This is a genomic window from Pseudomonas sp. AN3A02, from assembly GCF_011765255.1.
Taxonomy (GTDB): Bacteria; Pseudomonadota; Gammaproteobacteria; order Pseudomonadales; family Pseudomonadaceae; genus Aquipseudomonas.
The window spans coordinates 381,936-399,280 of record NZ_JAARNI010000001.1 but is presented as its reverse complement, the minus strand read 5'-3'; the positions used below and the strand labels follow the sequence as shown (position 1 = coordinate 399,280).

The following is a 17,345-nucleotide window of genomic DNA, read 5'->3' as shown; positions in this document are numbered from 1 at the left end:
TGCTATTTTTTCAGGTCTTCAGCACCCTGCAGCGGCTCGTCGCCCAGCAGCAAGTCCTTGTCATGGCTGACCTGTTCTTCTTCAAACATGCGCCAGGTCCTGTCGCCTTCCACACCCAGCAATTCGACGAAGCGGCGGCCTTCGACCTTGTCGGTCACCTGGCCGATGTAGCGGCCAGGCTCGCTGTCGCTGCGGGTCAGGATGATCTTGCGATCCTTCTCCGGCTGGGTCGGCGAAATCAGGTTCAGTTCCAGCGTGCCGGGCCCGCTGTTGCCGGTCAGGTGCAACTCGACTTCGCCGGTCAACTCATCCAGGTGCACCTTGGCACGCAGTTGCAGGGTCTGGGCCAGTAGCTCGCGGTCCAGTGAGCGGTTGATGCCTTTGCCGGCCTCGTAGTAGTTGTCGTTGACCAGGTTGTCGGGGTTGTTCACCGCGATGGTCACCATGGACAAGGTCAACGTCACCGAGCAGGCCAGGATCCCAATGATGATCCAGGGCCAGAGGTGCTTGTACCAGGGGCTTGCGGCAGTTGCTGCGGGCATTGTTCTGCTCTCTTGTTTAGCGAATTTGTGGGCCGATGAATCGGCTCTTGGCTTCAATGTGGACGCTGTCGTCATCGGCATCCTTGAGGATGAATTTCACCTCGTTGGTGCTCGACGGCAGTTGTTCCGGTGCGCTCGACAGCTCCACCGGCATGCTGAAGATTTCCCCGGCAGCCACCTTGATCTCGCGCCGGCCTTGCAGCTTGAGGTCCGGCAGGCCTGCGGCTTCCAGCACGTAAGTGTGGTCGCGCTGGTCCTTGTTCATGATCTTCAGGCTGTAGACGTTTTCGATCCGGCCTTCGGCGTTTTCGCGGTACAGCACTCGGTCCTTGCTGACGTCGAAACCCACCAGAGAACGCATGAAGAATGCGCCTGCCAACAAGCCCATCATCGCCAGCAGCACCAGGGCATAACCGATCAGGCGCGGGCGCAGTTTATGGGTTTTCTGCCCCGACAGGTTGTGCTCGGTGGTGTAGCTGATCAGCCCGCGCGGATACTCCATCTTGTCCATGATGTTGTCGCAGGCGTCGATGCAGGCCGCGCAGCCGATGCATTCGATCTGCAGGCCGTCACGGATGTCGATGCCGGTGGGGCACACCTGCACGCACATCGTGCAATCGATGCAATCCCCCAGGCCCTCGGCCTTGTAGTCGATACCTTTTTTGCGCGGGCCACGGGTTTCGCCACGGCGCGGGTCGTAGGACACGATCAGGGTGTCCTTGTCGAACATCACGCTCTGGAAACGTGCGTATGGGCACATGTAGATGCACACTTGCTCGCGCAGCCAACCGGCGTTGCCGTAGGTAGCGAGAGTGAAAAAACCTACCCAAAAATACGACCAGCCATCGGCCTGGCCGGTGAAGAAGTCGAACACCAGTTCCCTGATCGGTGAGAAGTAACCGACGAAGGTCATGCCGGTGACGAAGCCGATGATCAGCCACAGGCTGTGCTTGCTGAGCTTGCGCAGGAACTTGTTGGCGCTCATCGGCGCCTTGTCCAGTTTGATGCGCTGGTTGCGGTCGCCTTCGGTGACTTTTTCGCACCACATGAAGATCCAGGTCCACACGCTTTGCGGGCAGGTGTAGCCGCACCAGACGCGTCCGGCATACACGGTGATGAAGAACAGGCCAAACGCCGCGACGATCAGGATGCCCGACAGCAGGATGAAATCCTGGGGCCAGAAGGTCGCGCCAAAAATAAAGAACTTACGCTCCGGCAGGTTCCACCACACGGCCTGGTGGCCACCCCAGTTCAGCCACACGGTGCCGAAGTAGAGCAGGAACAAACCGGCGCCACCGAGCATCCGCAAATTGCGGAACAAACCGGTGAAGGCGCGGGTGTAGATTTTCTCCCGCGATGCGTAGAGATCGACGGTGTTGCTTGAATTTTTGGCAGGCGGGGTAACGTCATGTACCGGAATCTGGTTGCTCATCATTGCATCCCACGGCAGTGGAGATTTGCCTCGGCCAGTACGTGCCAACCGGGGTCAAAATAGGGGTGTTGCAGTGGCCTAATGATACGCCCCTGGTACCCTTCGACGGGTGCGACCTTTGGTCGCGTTGGGGGAAATCAATTGATGGTGTACGTGATCTGGATCAATTGACTTGTGAAGTATGGACGGTTTTTGCAGCCTTACCGGTCATTCGTCCCAGGGATTGATCAGCGCGACGCCGCTGGATTGAAAGTCACTGATGTTGCGGGTGACCACTGTCAGACCATGAACCAGCGCGGTCGCAGCGATCAGCGAGTCACTTTCGTTTGCTTGGTCTGGCACATGCAAGCTGGCACAGCGCAGGGCAACGGCTGCATCAATCGGAAGGATTCTGGCATCAAACGCCGGCATTACATGGCGCTTGAGCCATGTGCGCAAAACCTTCCCCTGAGCGGGGTCACGCCGCTCCATGCGCAGGACCCCTGTTTCCAGTTCCTTCAAGGTAATGGCTGAAATATACATCCGTGGTGCGATGACACTTTTGGCCCAGGCGACCACGTTGGCATCGGCCTGGGGTTTGCGCAGTTCAGAAATGACATTGGTGTCGAGTAGATACATCAAGAGAAGTCCACGGGTCGATGAATGATCACGGCGCGTTCGGTTTCGAACTCGATATCTGCCGCTTCTGGCATCACCAACAGGTCAACGATGTCGGCATTGAGGCCTGTCAGTTTTTGGTAGTCCTCAATGCTTAGCAGTACATGGGCAGGCTTGCCCCGATCAGTGATAAAAACCGGGCCCTGGCGGGCGGCTTTTTTGGCACCGCTTGTGTCTTGATTGAATTCACGGCTGGAGATGGTGGTGATGGTCATGGGGGCTAGCCTCCTCATGGGGTACGAATGTAGATACGTTACTACTGCGGTTTTTCTTGATCAACCTCAAATGTAGATACGTTGCTAGGTAGCGCCGGATTTTTTTGGATTGAAATCAAAACGGCCCAGCCAACTTTCGCTGGCGGGGCCGTTTTTTATTACCGTTTTGCCTTACTCGGCGTCCGCCGGCTTGTCCCCATGGGACAGGCTGTAAACATACGCCGCCAGCAGGTGCACCTTGTCGTTCCCCTGCAACTGCTCTTGCGCAGGCATCTGGCCCTGACGGCCATAACGGATGGTCTGCTGCAGTTGCGCGAAGCTCGAACCGTAGATGAACGCGCCCGGGTGGGTCAGGTCAGGTGCGCCCATGGCGGGGGTACCTTTCCCGGCGGGACCGTGGCATGCCACGCAGTTGGCGGCGAAGAGTTTCTCGCCGTTGGCCACGTCAGCCTTGGCGCCTTCCGGCAGTTTGCGGCCATCCAGGTTGGTCACCACAAAGCCGGCCACGTCGGCCACGCCTTGCTCGCCAATGACTTCGGCCCAGGCCGGCATCACCGCGTGGCGGCCTTTCATGATGGTTTCCTTGATGGTGGCCGGCTCACCGCCCCAGCGCCAGTCGGCGTCGGTCAGGTTGGGGAAGCCATACGCGCCCTTGGCGTCGGAACCGTGACACACCGAGCAGTTGGAGGCGAACAGGCGGCCACCCATCTTCAAGGCTTGCGGGTCCTTGGCCACTTCTTCAATCGGCATGGCAGCGAACTTGGCGAAGATCGGCCCGAACCGGGCGTCCGACTTGGCCATTTCCTTTTCCCATTCGTGCACGCCGGTCCAGCCGGTCTGACCGTTGGCGAAGGGGGTTTGCTTGTCGTTGTCGAGGTAGTTGTAGCCCGGCAGCAGGCCTTTCCAGTTGCCCAGGCCGGGGTACAGCGCCAGGTAACCGAGGGCGAAGATGATGGTGCCGACGAACAGCATGAACCACCATTTTGGCAGCGGGTTGTCGTACTCCTCGATACCGTCGAACGAGTGGCCAACGGTTTCATCGGTTTGCTCGGCGCGCTGGCCCTTGCGGGTCGACAGCAGCAGCCAGGTCAGGGCGAAAATGGTACCCAGACTGAGGACTGTGACGTACAGACTCCAGAACGTAGTCATTCTTTGTTACTCCTAGACGCTTCTACGACGTGCTTGATGGCTTCGGGATCATCCGCGAAGGGCAGCAACGTCGCGTCTTCAAACTCCGACTTGCGCTTGGGGCTGAACACCCACAAGGCCAGGCCGATAAAGGCCACCATCACGACAACGGTGCCCAGGCCTCGAATCATCCCGATATCCATCTCGATCACCGTTTGCTTTTGATGATGGTGCCAAGGCCTTGCAAGTAGGCCACCAGTGCGTCCATTTCGGTCTTGCCCTTCACGGCAGCTGCCGCGCCGGCGATGTCTTCGTCGGTGTAAGGCACGCCGAGGGTGCGCAAGACTTCCATCTTCTTGGCGGTGTCCTTGCCGTCGAGTTTGTTTTCGACCAGGAACGGGTACGCCGGCATTTTCGACTCGGGCACGACGTTGCGCGGGTTGTACAAGTGCGCACGCTGCCAGTCATCGGAGTAACGACCGCCGACCCGGGCCAGGTCCGGGCCAGTGCGCTTGGAGCCCCACAGGAACGGGTGGTCCCATACGCTTTCACCGGCTACCGAGTAGTGGCCGTAGCGTTCGGTTTCGGCGCGAAACGGACGGATCATCTGCGAGTGGCAGCCGACACAGCCGTTGGCGATGTAGACGTCGCGGCCTTCCAGCTCAAGGGCGGTGCGCGGCTTCATGCCTTCCACCGGCTTGTTGGTCACGTCCTGGAAAAACAGCGGAACGATCTGGGTCAGGCCGCCGATACTCACGGCGATGACCATGAAGAAGGCCAGCAGGCCGATATTCTTCTCGACTACTTCATGCTTCATCAGTGAGCTCCCACAACGGCGATCTGGGTGGCGGCTTCGGCTTCTTTAGGGTCGGAGGCACGCACGGTGCGCCAGACGTTGTAGGCCATGAAGAACATGCCGCTGGCAAAGATCGCACCGCCGAGGGCGCGCACGATGTAACCCGGATGGCTGGCTTGCAGCCCTTCGACGAAGGAGTAAGTAAGGGTGCCGTCGTCGTTGATCGCACGCCACATCAGGCCCTGGGTGATGCCGTTGACCCACATCGAGGCGATGTAGAGCACGGTACCGATGGTGGCCAGCCAGAAGTGTGTGTTGATCAGGCTGACGCTGTGCATCTGCGCACGGCCGAACAGTTTCGGGATCATGTGGTACAGCGCACCGATGGAGATCATCGCTACCCAACCGAGAGCGCCGGCGTGTACGTGGCCGATGGTCCAGTCGGTGTAGTGGGACAGCGAGTTGACGGTCTTGATGGCCATCATCGGGCCTTCGAAGGTCGACATGCCGTAGAACGCCAGGGATACCACGAGGAACCGCAGGATCGGGTCGGTGCGCAATTTATGCCAGGCGCCCGACAGGGTCATCATGCCGTTGATCATGCCGCCCCAGCTTGGGGCCAGCAGGATGATCGACATCGCCATGCCCAGGGACTGTGCCCAGTCCGGCAATGCGGTGTAGTGCAGGTGGTGCGGACCGGCCCAGATGTACAGGGTGATCAGCGCCCAGAAGTGCACGATGGACAGGCGATAGGAGTAGATCGGACGCTCGGCCTGTTTCGGCACGAAGTAGTACATCATCCCCAGGAAACCGGTGGTGAGGAAGAAGCCTACGGCGTTGTGGCCGTACCACCACTGGATCATCGCGTCCGTCGCACCGGCGTAGGCCGAGTAGGACTTGAAGAAGCTCACCGGCAAGGAAGCGTGGTTGACGATGTGCAGCATCGCCGTTACCAGGATAAACGCCCCGTAGAACCAGTTGCCGACGTAGATGTGCTTGGTCTTGCGCTTGACGATGGTGCCGAAGAACACCACCGCGTAGGTCACCCAGACAATCGCCAGCAAAATGGCGATCGGCCATTCCAGCTCGGCGTATTCCTTGGTGGTGGTGTAGCCCAGCGGCAGGGTGATGATCGCGCCAACGATGACCGCTTGCCAGCCCCAGAAGGTAAAGGCAGCCAATGCATCGGAAATCAGTCGCGTTTGGCAGGTTCGCTGCACGACGTAGTAAGAAGTGGCAAACAGTGCACATCCACCGAAGGCGAAAATCACCAGGTTGGTGTGCAGCGGGCGCAGGCGTCCAAACGTCGTCCATGGCAGGCCAAAATTCAACTCTGGCCAAACCAGTTGCGAGGCGATGAAGACACCGAGCCCCATGCCAAGGATCCCCCAGACCACCGTCATGATGGCGAACTGGCGGACTACCTTATAGTTATAAGCAGTCGGACTGATTGCTGTGCTCATTCTAAGGTTCCACGGTTTAGGTTTTTTTATAGGGTAAAAATCGGTCGCAAGTATGGAGAAAGCAAGATTCCATTGCAACGCAAGGTGACCTGCGTCAATGCGTTCCAAACCAGATTCTGCGCCCTTTCCATGTTTGGCGTAAGGACAAAATTCAGGGTTAAAAGTTGACGACTTGGACAGGATTTTAAGCGGGTCGAAGGTACTTGTAACTGAGTGTGTGTAAACAAGCAGCTCGGGTGACGAGTGGTCAGTGGCACGACAGCCGGTAAGTACCAGCCTTTGCGCCTGTCATCGAGCAGAAATGTTTCAACCCATCGAGTGCAAGTCGGCCGTCGACCGGCCAATGCCAGTCCACTGTGCAAACAAGCGTAGACCCGAATGGCAGGAGGGGAAAGTCGCTGATCGGAAGGGTGCGACAATGGGTCGCAAAAAAGCCGCACCTGAATCAGGCGCGGCTTTTGGGTATTGCGCGATTACTCGGGTTGGCTGTCAGGCGTTGCGCCATCGGCGTTATGGGACAGGCTGTAGACGTAGGCCGCGAGCAAATGCACCTTGTCATTGCCTTGCAGCACTTCCTGCGCGGGCATCTGGCCTTGGCGGCCGTGGCGAATGGTCTGCTGCAACTGCGCCAGGCTGGTGCCGTAGATAAAGCCGCTGGGCTGCGTCAGGTTCGGTGCGCCCATGGCTTCCACACCATGGCCTTGCGGGCCGTGGCAGGCGACACAGGTGGTGCTGAACGCCACCTGGCCCGCCGCGACATCCGCCGTGCTGTCGGCCGGCAACGGCAGGCCCGCCAGTTCATGGCGCACGTAGGCCGCGACGTTTTTCACACCGTCTTCACCCAGCACTTCACCCCAGGCCGGCATCGCTGCATGACGGCCATTCATGATGGTCATCTTGATTGCGTCCGCCGAGCCGCCCCAGCGCCAGATGTTGTCTGCCAGGTTCGGGAAGCCATAGGCGCCCTTGGCGTCCGAGCCGTGGCACACCGCGCAGTTGGAGGCAAACAGGCGGCCGCCCATTTTCAGCGCTTGCGGGTCCTTGGCGACTTCTTCTACCGGCATGGCCGCGAATTTGGCGAAGATCGGCCCGAACTTGGCGTCGGCCTTGGCCATCTCCTTGTCCCATTCCTTGGTCTGGGTCCAGCCGTCTTCATAGCCCGGCAACACGCCTTTCCAGTTGCCCAGGCCCGGGTAGAGGATCAGGTAGCCGACGGCAAACACCAGGGTGCCGGCGAACAGCATGAACCACCATTGCGGCAGCGGGTTGTCGTACTCCTCGATCCCGTCAAAGGCGTGGCCCATGGTCTGGTCCACGCTGCCCTTGGTCTCGCCCTTGCGGGTGCCGATCAACAGCCAGGTCAGCCCGATCAGGCTGCCGAGGGTCAGTACACAGATCCATGTACTCCAGAAGGTAGTCATGGCCGGTTGCTCCTTGTTGCAGGCTCTTCTTGAGCGTCGGGGGTTGGCGGTAGCGGTTCATCGGCAAACGGCAGCAGGCAGGCTTCGGCGAACTCCGAATTGCGCCGGGAGTTGAACACCCACAGCGACAAGCCGATGAAGGCGATGGCCACGACCAGCGTGCCAAGCCCGCGGATGGTTCCAGCATCGAAATCAAATCCCATGGCTCACCTCTTGCTCTTGATGGCAGTGCCGAGCACTTGCAGGTACGAAACCAGCGCGTCCATCTCGGTCTTGCCCTTGAGGGAGGCCACGGCGCCGGCGATGTCGTCGTCGGTGTACGGCACGCCGAGGGTGCGCATCACTTTGAGCTTGGTCTCGGTGTGGCTGCTGTCGACCGCAGCGGTGACCAGCCATGGGTACGCCGGCATCTTCGATTCCGGCACCACGTTGCGCGGGTTGTACAAGTGCGCGCGGTGCCAGTCGTCCGAGTAGCGCGCGCCGACGCGGGCCAGGTCCGGCCCGGTGCGCTTGGAGCCCCACAGGAACGGGTGATCCCACACACTTTCACCGGCCACCGAGTAGTGGCCGTAGCGCTCGGTTTCGGCGCGGAACGGACGGATCATCTGCGAGTGGCACTGTACGCAACCTTCGCGGATGTAGATGTCGCGGCCTTCCAGTTGCAGCGCGGTGTAGGGCTTCATGCCTTCCACCGGCTTGTTGGTCACATCCTGGAAGAACAGCGGCACGATCTGGGTCAGGCCGCCGATGCTCACGGCGAGCACCATCAGCAGCATCAACAGGCCGACGTTCTTTTCAATGGTTTCGTGTTTCATCATCGACTCCTCAGGCCATCTGCGCGGCGTTGATCACTTCGGCAGGCTGCGCCGAACGCACGGTGCGCCACGTGTTGTAAGCCATCAGGAACATGCCGCTGAGGAAGACCGCCCCGCCCACCAGCCGCACGATGAAGCCTGGGTGGCTGGCCACCAGGGTTTCGACGAAGGAGTAGGTCAAGGTGCCGTCTTCGTTGACCGCACGCCACATCAGGCCCTGGGCAATGCCGTTGACCCACATCGAAGCGATGTAGAGCACGGTGCCGATGGTGGCCAGCCAGAAGTGCGCGTTGATCAGGCCGACGCTGTACATCTGCTCTCGACCGAAGATTTTCGGGATCATGTGGTACAGCGCGCCGATGGAAATCATCGCTACCCAACCGAGGGCGCCGGCGTGAACATGGCCGATGGTCCAGTCGGTGTAGTGGGAGAGGGCGTTGACCGTCTTGATGGCCATCATCGGCCCTTCGAAAGTCGACATGCCGTAGAACGCGAGAGACACGACAAGGAAGCGCAGGATCGGGTCGCTGCGCAACTTATGCCAGGCGCCCGACAAGGTCATCATGCCGTTGATCATCCCGCCCCAGCTTGGCGCCAGCAGCACCAGCGACATCACCATGCCCAGGGACTGTGCCCAGTCCGGCAACGCGGTGTAGTGCAAGTGGTGAGGGCCGGCCCAGATGTACAGGGTGATCAGTGCCCAGAAGTGCACGATGGACAGGCGATAGGAATACACCGGACGCTCGGCCTGTTTCGGCACGAAGTAGTACATCATCCCCAGGAAGCCTGCGGTGAGGAAAAAGCCTACCGCGTTATGCCCATACCACCACTGCACCATGGCATCCGTCGCACCGCCGTACAGCGAGTAGGACTTGGTCAGGCTGACCGGGATTTCCAGGTTGTTGACGATATGCAGAATGGCCACGGTGATGATGAACGCACCGAAGAACCAGTTACCGACGTAGATGTGCTTGGTGTTGCGCTTGGCCACCGTGCCGAAGAACACGATGGCGTAGGCCACCCAGACGATGGTGATCAGGATGTCGATCGGCCATTCCAGCTCGGCGTATTCCTTGGAGCTGGTGTAGCCCAGCGGCAAGGTGATCGCGGCCAGCACAATGACCAGTTGCCAGCCCCAGAAGCAGAACTGCGCGATCCTGGGGGCGAACAGCTGGGTCTGGCAGGTGCGTTGCACCGAGTAGAAAGAGCTGGCAAACAGCGCGCAACCGCCGAAGGCAAAGATCACCGCGTTGGTGTGCAGCGGGCGCAAACGGCCGAAACTGGTCCAGGGCAAATTGAAGTTGAGTTCGGGCCATACCAACTGGGCAGCGAGAAAAACCCCGAGCCCCATGCCGACGATGCCCCACACCACCGTCATAATGGCGAATTGGCGGACCACCTTGTAGTTATAGGCGGTACTTAAAGTAGTGTTCATGGTTCCCCATCCACGGTTCAACCCAAGCAAATGCGGCACTTGGGCTGGAGTTATAGGCAGACTAAAAAGCGAGGCAAGCATGGGCAAAGAGCACAAGGCCAGTATTGACGGGGATCAATGGGCGCAGTGTGTGCGGGAACGCGGCTGGTTGTGGGATGTCGCCACAGGGTCTATCGCGCGTACGCCCGCGACGTTGATCCTGGCCCACGGCGCGGGTGCGCCGATGGACTCGGGATTCATGAATGACATGGCTGCACGCCTTGCCGGGCATGGCGTGAACGTGTTGCGCTTCGAGTTTCCCTACATGGCCCAGCGCCGTGTGGACGGCGGCAAACGCCCACCCAATCCGGCCCCGAAACTGCTGGAATGCTGGCGTGAGGTGTATGCCGAGGTGCGACGTCATGTCGCTGGGAAACTGGCGGTTGGCGGCAAGTCCATGGGCGGGCGGATGGCCAGTTTGCTGGCGGATGAACTGGGCGCGGATGCGTTGGTGTGCCTGGGTTATCCGTTTTATGCGGTGGGCAAGCCGGAGAAACCCCGGACCGAGCATCTGGCCGGGCTGAAGACGCCGACGTTGATTGTGCAGGGTGAGCGGGATGCGCTTGGCAATCGGGCGGCGGTGGAGGGGTATGTGTTGTCGGCGAGCATCGAAGTGATGTGGTTGGTAGCGGGGGATCATGATTTGAAGCCGTTGAAGGCTTCGGGGTTTAGTCATGAGCAGCATTTGGAGGCTGCGGCGGTGAGGGTGGCCGGGTTTCTCGGCGCCTGATAGGACCCTTTCGCGAGCAAGCCCGCTCCCACATTTGAAATGCATTCCAAATGTGGGAGCGGGCTTGCTCGCGAAAGCGATTTACCGGTTGAACCGCTCCACCAGCGAGTACTGGGTATTGGCGGTATGCGTCAGCTCTTCACTCAATTGCGCCGAGTTCAGGGCCTGTTCCGATGTCTGGTCCGCCAACAGCGCAATGGTGCTGATATTACGGCTGATCTCTTCCGCCACCGAGCTCTGCTCCTCGGTCGCCGCCGCAATCTGCGCTGTCATGTCGGTGATGTGCGCCACCGCTTCACTGATCCCGATCAGCGCCTGGTCCGCTTCCATCACCCGCGCCACACCTTCCTCCGCCTGGCGATGCCCGGCGTCCATGGTCTGTACGGCGGCATTGGCGGTCTGTTGCAGCTTGGCGATCAGCGCGTGAATCTGCCCGGTGGACTCGCTGGTACGCTGAGCCAATTGCCGCACTTCGTCGGCCACCACTGCGAAGCCCCGGCCCATCTCGCCGGCACGGGCCGCTTCGATGGCCGCGTTCAGCGCCAGCAGGTTGGTCTGGTCGGCGATGCCTTTGATCACATCCACCACGCCGCCGATCTCATCGCTGTCCTTGGCCAGTTGGGTCACCGTCACACCGGTTTCCCCGACCGCCACCGACAGGCGCTGAATCGCCTCGCGGGTTTCGCCGGCGATATCACGGCCGCGCCCGGTCAAGCGATTGGCTTCCTGGGTGGCATCGGCGGTGCGTTGCACATGGCTGGCGACTTCCTGGGTCGTCGCGGCCATTTGATTGACCGCCGTGGCCACCTGTTCGGTCTCCACGCGCTGACGCTCAAGACCGCTGGAGCTGTTATGCGCCAGGGTATTGGACTGCGCCGCCTGGGAGTTGAGGTGTTCAGCCGTGTCCTGCAAACGGGTAAGACACGTCTTCAGGCGCGCCTCCTGGCTGAGGATCGACATCTCCAGGCGCGCCTGGGCGCCGCGGCTGTCGGTGTACATCTGCGCAATCAGCGGGTCGGACGTGGTCTGCTCGGCCAAGCGCAGCAAACGCTTGAGCCCGCGCTGTTGCCAGCTCAGGCCCAACAGGCCCAGCGGCACCGACAGTGCGGCGGCCAGGGCAAAGCCCCAATGAGAGTCGAGCCATACACCGATCAGGAAGCTCAGTTGGCTGACCAGGATAAACGGCAGCCAGTCCTGCAACACCGGCAACCACTTGTCACTGCTCGGAATCGCCGACTTGCCCTGGTTGATACGCTGGTAAAGCGCCTCGGCACGGCGGATCTGCTCGGCGGTGGGCTTGACCCGCACCGACTCGTAGCCGATCACCTGATTGCCGTCGAAGACCGGTGTCACGTAGGCGTTGACCCAATAGTGATCACCGCTCTTGCAGCGGTTCTTGACGATGCCCATCCATGGCAAGCCTTGTTTGAGCGTCGACCACATATGTGCGAACACTGCCGCCGGAACATCCGGATGACGAACCAGGTTGTGCGGGGCACGCAACAGTTCGTCATGGGAAAACCCACTGATCTCGACAAAGGCGTCGTTGCAGTAGGTGATCACGCCTTTGGCATCCGTGGTGGAGATCAACCGTTGCTGAGCGGGGAAGGTACGTTCGCGCTGGGTAACGGGTTGGTTATTACGCATGATTGTTCAATCCGCAAGGCTTTGATGAGTTGTCGGCCGCTACGGGGTTTTATTTAACTTATTTTTGCAACAATCGGCTCAGCCTCAGCCCGCCAGCATCGGATAGGTAAACAACCCGAAATGCAGCAGGTTCAAGCCGAAGTGCGTGACGATCGCCGCGCCCAACCCACCAAAGCGATACGCCAGGCCGTAGCCCAGGCCGGCGATGGTCGCCAGCAGGGTCCACTGCCAGCCTGCGCCCAGGTGGACTAGGCCGAACAAAAGCGCGGCCAGCAACAGCGCGAGGTTTTCACCATAGGGCAACTGCTTGAAGCGCCGGCTCAGGCCGCCCTGGATATACCCACGAAACAGCGCTTCCTCCACCAGGGTTACCAGCAGCAGGTTGTTCAACACCCACAGCCACGCCTGTTCCGGCCACTTCGGCGCCCAACTGATGACGCCCAGCAACGCAGCACCGCCCAGTGCGGCAATCGCCGTCAGGGTCAATGCCAGCGCCGTGGCATAGATCGACAGGCGCAATGACCGTCGCGCCACAATCCATGGGCAGGCCAGCAGCAGCCAAAAGCCGATCAGCGGCTTGTCCTGGTTCAGGTACATCGAGAACGGCACGGCATCATCAGTAAAGCGCTGCGGTGCTATCCCGCGACCGTTGTAGAACCCCGGCAGCCAATGCATCGCCAGCCCCAGCGCCAGCACGATAAACAGGCCGTGGCCGAGATAGCGCACCCAAGGATTTCGCTGCTGGCGCACGGCAAACCCGGCCAGCAGCAACATGGCGACGGACAACGCCGCCATCAAACCCAGTTGCCCGTAGCTCAAGGCGAGTACATAGCCGATGGAAAGAAGCGCCAGATACAGCCATGGCAGAGCAAGCATGTGGAATCCTTGTGACTATCGAAATCTGAGGGCGGCAGTATAACGAGCGTCACCGACGGTAAAAATGAAAACACCGCCTGGGGAGGCGGTGTTTTGTGTAGCGCGTGTCAGTTACGAGGCAATCAGCTGCCGCAACACGTAGTGCAGGATCCCGCCGGCCTTGAAGTACTCGACCTCATTCAGCGTATCGATACGGCACAGCACTTCGACCTTCTCGCTGCTGCCGTCTTCACGGGTGATCACCAGCGTCAGGTTCATGCGTGGCTCGATCTCGGCATGGGTCAGCCCGAGGATGTCGATCTTCTCCTTGCCGGTCAGCTTGAGTGCCTTGCGGTTCTGGTCCAGCTTGAACTGCAGCGGCAGCACGCCCATGCCCACCAGGTTGGAGCGGTGGATCCGCTCGAAGCTCTCGGCGATCACCGCCTTGACCCCCAGCAGGTTGGTGCCCTTGGCGGCCCAGTCGCGGCTTGAGCCGGTGCCATATTCCTGGCCGGCGATCACCACCAGTGGGGTGCCCGAGGCCTGGTATTTCATGGCGGCATCGTAGATCGGCATTTTCTCGCCGGTCGGGATGTAGATCGTGTTGCCGCCTTCCTCACCGCCGAGCATTTCGTTGCGGATGCGGATGTTGGCGAAGGTGCCGCGCATCATCACTTCATGGTTGCCGCGACGTGAGCCGTAGGAGTTGAAGTCCCGCGGTTCGACACCTTGCTCGCGCAGGTATTTGCCGGCCGGGCTGTCGGTCTTGATGTTACCGGCGGGGGAGATGTGGTCGGTGGTCACCGAGTCCCCCAGCAACGCCAGCACGTTGGCGCCCTTAACGTCTTCGATCACCGGCAGCGGGCCACCAATGTCGTCGAAGAAGGGTGGATGCTGAATGTAGGTGGAATCCTTCTGCCACACGTAAGTAGCGGCCTGTGGCACTTCAATGGCCTGCCACTGTTCGTCGCCGGCAAACACCTCGGCGTATTCCTTGTGGAACATCCCGGTGCTGACTTGGGCGACGGCGTCGGCGATTTCCTTGCTGCTGGGCCAGATGTCCCGCAGGTACACCGGTTTCCCGTCCGAGCCGGTGCCCAGCGGTTCGCTGCTGATATCCATACGCACCGTGCCGGCCAAGGCGTAGGCCACGACGAGGGGCGGGGAGGCCAGCCAGTTGGTTTTCACCAGCGGGTGCACCCGGCCTTCGAAGTTACGGTTGCCCGAAAGCACCGAAGCTACGGCCAGGTCGGCTTTCTGGATGGCTTTTTCGATCGGCTCGGGCAGCGGCCCGGAGTTGCCGATGCAGGTGGTGCAGCCATAACCCACCAGGGCGAAGCCCAGCTTGTCGAGGTATTGGGTCAGCCCCGCCGCTTTGTAGTAGTCGGTGACCACCTTGGAGCCGGGTGCCAGGGAGGTTTTCACCCATGGCTTGCTCTTCAATCCTTTCTCCACGGCCTTTTTCGCCACCAGGCCCGCCGCCATCATCACGCTGGGGTTGGAGGTGTTGGTACAGGAGGTAATCGCCGCGATCACCACCGCGCCGTTTTTCAGGCGGTAGGTCTGGCCTTCGAAGTCGTAATCGGCTTCACCGATCAGGTCGGCGTTGCCCACCGCAACGCCACCGCCGCCTTCACTTTCCAGGCGGCCTTCTTCCTTGTTGGTGGGTTTGAATTGCAGGTCGAGAAAGTCGCTGAAGGCTTGGCCGACGTTAGGCAGAGAAACACGGTCTTGCGGGCGTTTCGGCCCGGCAAGGCTGGCTTCGACGCTGCCCATGTCCAGCGCCAGGCTGTCGGTGAAGATGGGCTCCTGACCGGCGTTGCGCCACAGGCCCTGGGCCTTGGTGTACGCCTCTACCAGTTTGACGGTTTCCGCAGGACGGCCCGACAGGCGCAGGTAGTCCAAAGTCACTTCGTCCACTGGGAAGAAGCCGCAGGTGGCGCCGTATTCCGGTGCCATGTTGGCAATGGTCGCACGGTCGGCCAGTGGCAGGTCGGCCAAACCGTCGCCATAGAATTCGACGAATTTCCCGACCACACCCTTTTTACGCAGCATCTGGGTGACGGTCAGCACCAGGTCGGTGGCGGTGATGCCTTCTTTCAGTTTGCCGGTGAGCTTGAAGCCGATCACTTCCGGGATCAGCATCGACACCGGCTGGCCGAGCATCGCGGCTTCCGCTTCGATCCCGCCCACGCCCCAGCCCAGTACGCCGAGGCCGTTGATCATGGTGGTGTGGGAGTCGGTGCCTACCAATGTGTCGGGGAAGGCGTAGGTGCGGCCGTCTTCATCTTTGGTCCAGACGGTGCGGCCGAGGTATTCCAGGTTGACCTGGTGGCAGATGCCGGTGCCCGGTGGTACTACGCTGAAGTTGTCGAAGGCGCTCTGGCCCCAGCGCAGGAAGGCGTAGCGTTCGCCGTTGCGCTGCATTTCGATATCGACGTTTTCTTGAAAGGCGCCGGTGGTTGCGAACTTGTCGACCATCACCGAGTGGTCGATCACCAGGTCCACCGGTGACAGCGGGTTGATGCGCTGCGGGTCACCGCCGGCCTTGGCCACCGCGGCGCGCATGGCAGCCAGGTCGACCACCGCGGGCACGCCGGTAAAGTCTTGCATCAGCACGCGGGCGGGGCGGTATTGAATCTCGCGGTCGGAGCGGCGCTCCTTGAGCCAGGCGGCAATGGCCTTGAGGTCGGCGCCGGTGACGGTCTTTTCGTCTTCCCAGCGCAGCAGGTTTTCCAGCAGCACCTTGAGGGACATCGGCAGTTTGTCCAGGTCACCCAGGCTCTTGGCGGCTTCGGGCAGGCTGAAGTAGTGATAGGTCTTGTCGTCAATCTGTAAGGTTTTAAGGGTTCTCAGGCTATCAAGGGATGACATTACATGACTCCTTATGGTCCGCACGGCTACGGACCTGACGGGACGAACAGAGCTTCTAAATTAGCCCTGTTTTAAGTAGCTGGCTAATTACTGGACTCTATGGACAAGTCCAAGGTTCCGAACTCGGCTATCATGCGCGCGTTTTCATGACAGGCATTGCGCTATAGCAAGCCCGTGATCCAGGAGAGTTGATGAACACCCTTTTTATGCACTGCCGCCCGGGTTTTGAAGGCGAAGTCTGTTCCGAGATCGCGGAACACGCCGCTCGCCTGAACGTTTCGGGCTATGCCAAGGCCAAGACCGGCAGCGCCTGCGCCGAATTTGTGTGCACCGAAGAAGACGGCGCCCAGCGCCTGATGCGCGGCCAACGCTTTGCCGAGCTGATCTTCCCAAGGCAGTGGGCGCGTGGAGTGTTCATCGATTTGCCGGAAACCGACCGCATCAGCGTGATCCTCGCGCACCTGCGGGATTTCCCGGTGTGCGGCAGCCTGTGGCTGGAAATGGTCGACACCAACGATGGCAAGGAACTCTCGAACTTCTGCAAGAAATTCGAAGTGCACCTGCGCAAGGCGCTGATGGCTGCCGGCAAGCTGGTGGAAGACGCCAGCAAGCCGCGCCTGTTGCTGACCTTCAAGAGTGGCCGTGAAGTGTTCATGGGCCTGGCCGAGTCGAACAACTCGGCGATGTGGCCGATGGGCATTCCGCGCCTGAAATTCCCACGGGACGCGCCAAGCCGTTCGACCTTGAAGCTGGAGGAGGCCTGGCACCACTTTATCCCCCGTGATCAGTGGGACGAGCGCCTGCACAGCGACATGACCGGCGTCGACCTCGGCGCAGCGCCTGGCGGCTGGACCTGGCAGTTGGTCAACCGTGGCATGCTGGTGACCGCCATCGACAACGGCCCGATGGCCGAAAGCCTGATGGACACCGGCCTGGTGCAGCACTTGATGGCCGACGGCTTCATCTACACCCCCAAGCAGCCAGTGGACTGGATGGTGTGCGACATCGTCGAGAAACCGGCGCGTAACGCGGCCCTGCTGGAAACCTGGATCGGCGAAGGGCATTGCCGCGAGGCGGTGGTCAACCTGAAGCTGCCGATGAAGCAGCGTTATGCCGAAGTGAAGCGCCTGCTTGAACGCATCGCGGAAGGCTTCAAGGAGCGGGGCATTCGGGTGGAGATTGGCTGCAAGCAGCTGTACCACGACCGTGAAGAAGTGACCTGCCATCTGCGTCGGCTGGATGTAAAGAAGCCGAAGGCCCGGTAGCCGAGCGAGCTCGCTCGCGAAAACCTTGAGG

17 protein-coding genes are annotated in these 17,345 nt (G+C 60.5%); 2 read left to right on the top strand and 15 right to left on the bottom strand.

Translation table 11 applies throughout. The features are described from left to right. Positions 1-2: 2 nt before the first annotated feature. From HBJ59_RS01950 to ccoN (HBJ59_RS01895), 12 genes are all read right to left on the bottom strand, one after another. Entirely contained in the window at positions 3-542 is a 540-nt protein-coding gene (locus HBJ59_RS01950) for a FixH family protein (RefSeq protein ID WP_010176382.1), read from the bottom strand. Positions 543-558: 16 nt separating this feature from the next. Continuing rightward, positions 559-1,974 (bottom strand): cytochrome c oxidase accessory protein CcoG, encoded by a 1,416-nt coding sequence (ccoG, locus tag HBJ59_RS01945; protein ID WP_076017215.1) that lies wholly within the window; start codon positions 1,972-1,974, stop codon positions 559-561. Between the two features lie 207 nt (positions 1,975-2,181). Beyond that, a complete protein-coding gene (locus HBJ59_RS01940) occupies positions 2,182-2,592 on the bottom strand; it encodes a type II toxin-antitoxin system VapC family toxin (protein ID WP_076017216.1) in 411 nt (136 codons plus the stop codon). Further along, positions 2,592-2,846, bottom strand: a complete 255-nt coding sequence (locus tag HBJ59_RS01935; RefSeq protein ID WP_010176379.1) for a type II toxin-antitoxin system Phd/YefM family antitoxin — start codon at positions 2,844-2,846, stop codon at positions 2,592-2,594. Before HBJ59_RS01935 ends, HBJ59_RS01940 begins: the two co-directional genes overlap by 1 nt. Before the next feature lie 171 nt (positions 2,847-3,017). Beyond that, entirely contained in the window at positions 3,018-3,995 is a 978-nt protein-coding gene (gene ccoP / locus HBJ59_RS01930; protein ID WP_076017217.1) for a cytochrome-c oxidase, cbb3-type subunit III, read from the bottom strand. Next, positions 3,992-4,177 carry a CcoQ/FixQ family Cbb3-type cytochrome c oxidase assembly chaperone gene (locus tag HBJ59_RS01925; protein ID WP_008437575.1) on the bottom strand — a complete coding sequence of 62 codons (186 nt, stop codon included), beginning with the start codon at positions 4,175-4,177 and terminating at the stop codon, positions 3,992-3,994. The genes ccoP (HBJ59_RS01930) and HBJ59_RS01925 overlap by 4 nt, the downstream gene beginning before the upstream one ends. A gap of 5 nt (positions 4,178-4,182) precedes the next feature. Beyond that, the gene (gene ccoO / locus HBJ59_RS01920; RefSeq protein WP_003193167.1) at positions 4,183-4,791 is read right to left on the bottom strand and encodes a cytochrome-c oxidase, cbb3-type subunit II; all 609 of its coding nucleotides are present in this window, start codon (positions 4,789-4,791) and stop codon (positions 4,183-4,185) included. Further along, positions 4,791-6,233: a cytochrome-c oxidase, cbb3-type subunit I gene (gene ccoN / locus HBJ59_RS01915; protein WP_076017218.1), complete on the bottom strand. Its 1,443-nt coding sequence runs from the start codon at positions 6,231-6,233 to the stop codon at positions 4,791-4,793. Before ccoN (HBJ59_RS01915) ends, ccoO (HBJ59_RS01920) begins: the two co-directional genes overlap by 1 nt. A 473-nt stretch (positions 6,234-6,706) precedes the next feature. Next, positions 6,707-7,654, bottom strand: a complete 948-nt coding sequence (gene ccoP, locus HBJ59_RS01910; RefSeq protein ID WP_076017219.1) for a cytochrome-c oxidase, cbb3-type subunit III — start codon at positions 7,652-7,654, stop codon at positions 6,707-6,709. Next, on the bottom strand, positions 7,651-7,857 hold the full coding sequence (locus HBJ59_RS01905) for a cbb3-type cytochrome c oxidase subunit 3 (RefSeq protein ID WP_008437576.1): 207 nt from the start codon (positions 7,855-7,857) through the stop codon (positions 7,651-7,653). Before HBJ59_RS01905 ends, ccoP (HBJ59_RS01910) begins: the two co-directional genes overlap by 4 nt. A 3-nt stretch (positions 7,858-7,860) precedes the next feature. Beyond that, the gene (gene ccoO / locus HBJ59_RS01900; RefSeq protein WP_076017220.1) at positions 7,861-8,469 is read right to left on the bottom strand and encodes a cytochrome-c oxidase, cbb3-type subunit II; all 609 of its coding nucleotides are present in this window, start codon (positions 8,467-8,469) and stop codon (positions 7,861-7,863) included. Positions 8,470-8,479: 10 nt separating this feature from the next. Next, a complete protein-coding gene (gene ccoN, locus HBJ59_RS01895; protein WP_167662631.1) occupies positions 8,480-9,904 on the bottom strand; it encodes a cytochrome-c oxidase, cbb3-type subunit I in 1,425 nt (474 codons plus the stop codon). A gap of 79 nt (positions 9,905-9,983) precedes the next feature. Between ccoN (HBJ59_RS01895) and HBJ59_RS01890 the strand changes: the two genes are divergently transcribed. Continuing rightward, entirely contained in the window at positions 9,984-10,673 is a 690-nt protein-coding gene (locus HBJ59_RS01890) for an alpha/beta family hydrolase (RefSeq protein WP_167662630.1), read from the top strand. Between the two features lie 81 nt (positions 10,674-10,754). Here HBJ59_RS01890 and HBJ59_RS01885 read toward each other — a convergent pair whose 3' ends face one another. From HBJ59_RS01885 to acnA, 3 genes are all read right to left on the bottom strand, one after another. Beyond that, positions 10,755-12,320: a PAS domain-containing methyl-accepting chemotaxis protein gene (locus tag HBJ59_RS01885; RefSeq protein ID WP_167662629.1), complete on the bottom strand. Its 1,566-nt coding sequence runs from the start codon at positions 12,318-12,320 to the stop codon at positions 10,755-10,757. An 84-nt stretch (positions 12,321-12,404) separates the two neighbouring features. Further along, positions 12,405-13,196, bottom strand: a complete 792-nt coding sequence (locus HBJ59_RS01880) for a CPBP family intramembrane glutamic endopeptidase (protein ID WP_003219003.1) — start codon at positions 13,194-13,196, stop codon at positions 12,405-12,407. A 111-nt stretch (positions 13,197-13,307) separates the two neighbouring features. Next, complete coding sequence (acnA, locus tag HBJ59_RS01875) at positions 13,308-16,049, bottom strand: aconitate hydratase AcnA (protein ID WP_076017225.1); 2,742 nt, start codon at positions 16,047-16,049, stop codon at positions 13,308-13,310. Between the two features lie 191 nt (positions 16,050-16,240). Here acnA and rlmM point away from each other — a divergent pair, with 191 nt between their 5' ends. Continuing rightward, positions 16,241-17,314, top strand: a complete 1,074-nt coding sequence (gene rlmM / locus HBJ59_RS01870; protein WP_003219000.1) for a 23S rRNA (cytidine(2498)-2'-O)-methyltransferase RlmM — start codon at positions 16,241-16,243, stop codon at positions 17,312-17,314. Positions 17,315-17,345 lie beyond the last annotated feature (31 nt).

Coding starts and splice junctions, on each gene's coding strand:
- HBJ59_RS01950 (WP_010176382.1), bottom strand. CDS start 542: ATGCCCGCAGCAACTGCCGCAAGCCCCTGGTACAAGCACCTCTGGCCC.
- ccoG (WP_076017215.1), bottom strand. CDS start 1,974: ATGAGCAACCAGATTCCGGTACATGACGTTACCCCGCCTGCCAAAAAT.
- HBJ59_RS01940 (WP_076017216.1), bottom strand. CDS start 2,592: ATGTATCTACTCGACACCAATGTCATTTCTGAACTGCGCAAACCCCAG.
- HBJ59_RS01935 (WP_010176379.1), bottom strand. CDS start 2,846: ATGACCATCACCACCATCTCCAGCCGTGAATTCAATCAAGACACAAGC.
- ccoP (WP_076017217.1), bottom strand. CDS start 3,995: ATGACTACGTTCTGGAGTCTGTACGTCACAGTCCTCAGTCTGGGTACC.
- HBJ59_RS01925 (WP_008437575.1), bottom strand. CDS start 4,177: ATGGATATCGGGATGATTCGAGGCCTGGGCACCGTTGTCGTGATGGTG.
- ccoO (WP_003193167.1), bottom strand. CDS start 4,791: ATGAAGCATGAAGTAGTCGAGAAGAATATCGGCCTGCTGGCCTTCTTC.
- ccoN (WP_076017218.1), bottom strand. CDS start 6,233: ATGAGCACAGCAATCAGTCCGACTGCTTATAACTATAAGGTAGTCCGC.
- ccoP (WP_076017219.1), bottom strand. CDS start 7,654: ATGACTACCTTCTGGAGTACATGGATCTGTGTACTGACCCTCGGCAGC.
- HBJ59_RS01905 (WP_008437576.1), bottom strand. CDS start 7,857: ATGGGATTTGATTTCGATGCTGGAACCATCCGCGGGCTTGGCACGCTG.
- ccoO (WP_076017220.1), bottom strand. CDS start 8,469: ATGAAACACGAAACCATTGAAAAGAACGTCGGCCTGTTGATGCTGCTG.
- ccoN (WP_167662631.1), bottom strand. CDS start 9,904: ATGAACACTACTTTAAGTACCGCCTATAACTACAAGGTGGTCCGCCAA.
- HBJ59_RS01890 (WP_167662630.1), top strand. CDS start 9,984: ATGGGCAAAGAGCACAAGGCCAGTATTGACGGGGATCAATGGGCGCAG.
- HBJ59_RS01885 (WP_167662629.1), bottom strand. CDS start 12,320: ATGCGTAATAACCAACCCGTTACCCAGCGCGAACGTACCTTCCCCGCT.
- HBJ59_RS01880 (WP_003219003.1), bottom strand. CDS start 13,196: ATGCTTGCTCTGCCATGGCTGTATCTGGCGCTTCTTTCCATCGGCTAT.
- acnA (WP_076017225.1), bottom strand. CDS start 16,049: ATGTCATCCCTTGATAGCCTGAGAACCCTTAAAACCTTACAGATTGAC.
- rlmM (WP_003219000.1), top strand. CDS start 16,241: ATGAACACCCTTTTTATGCACTGCCGCCCGGGTTTTGAAGGCGAAGTC.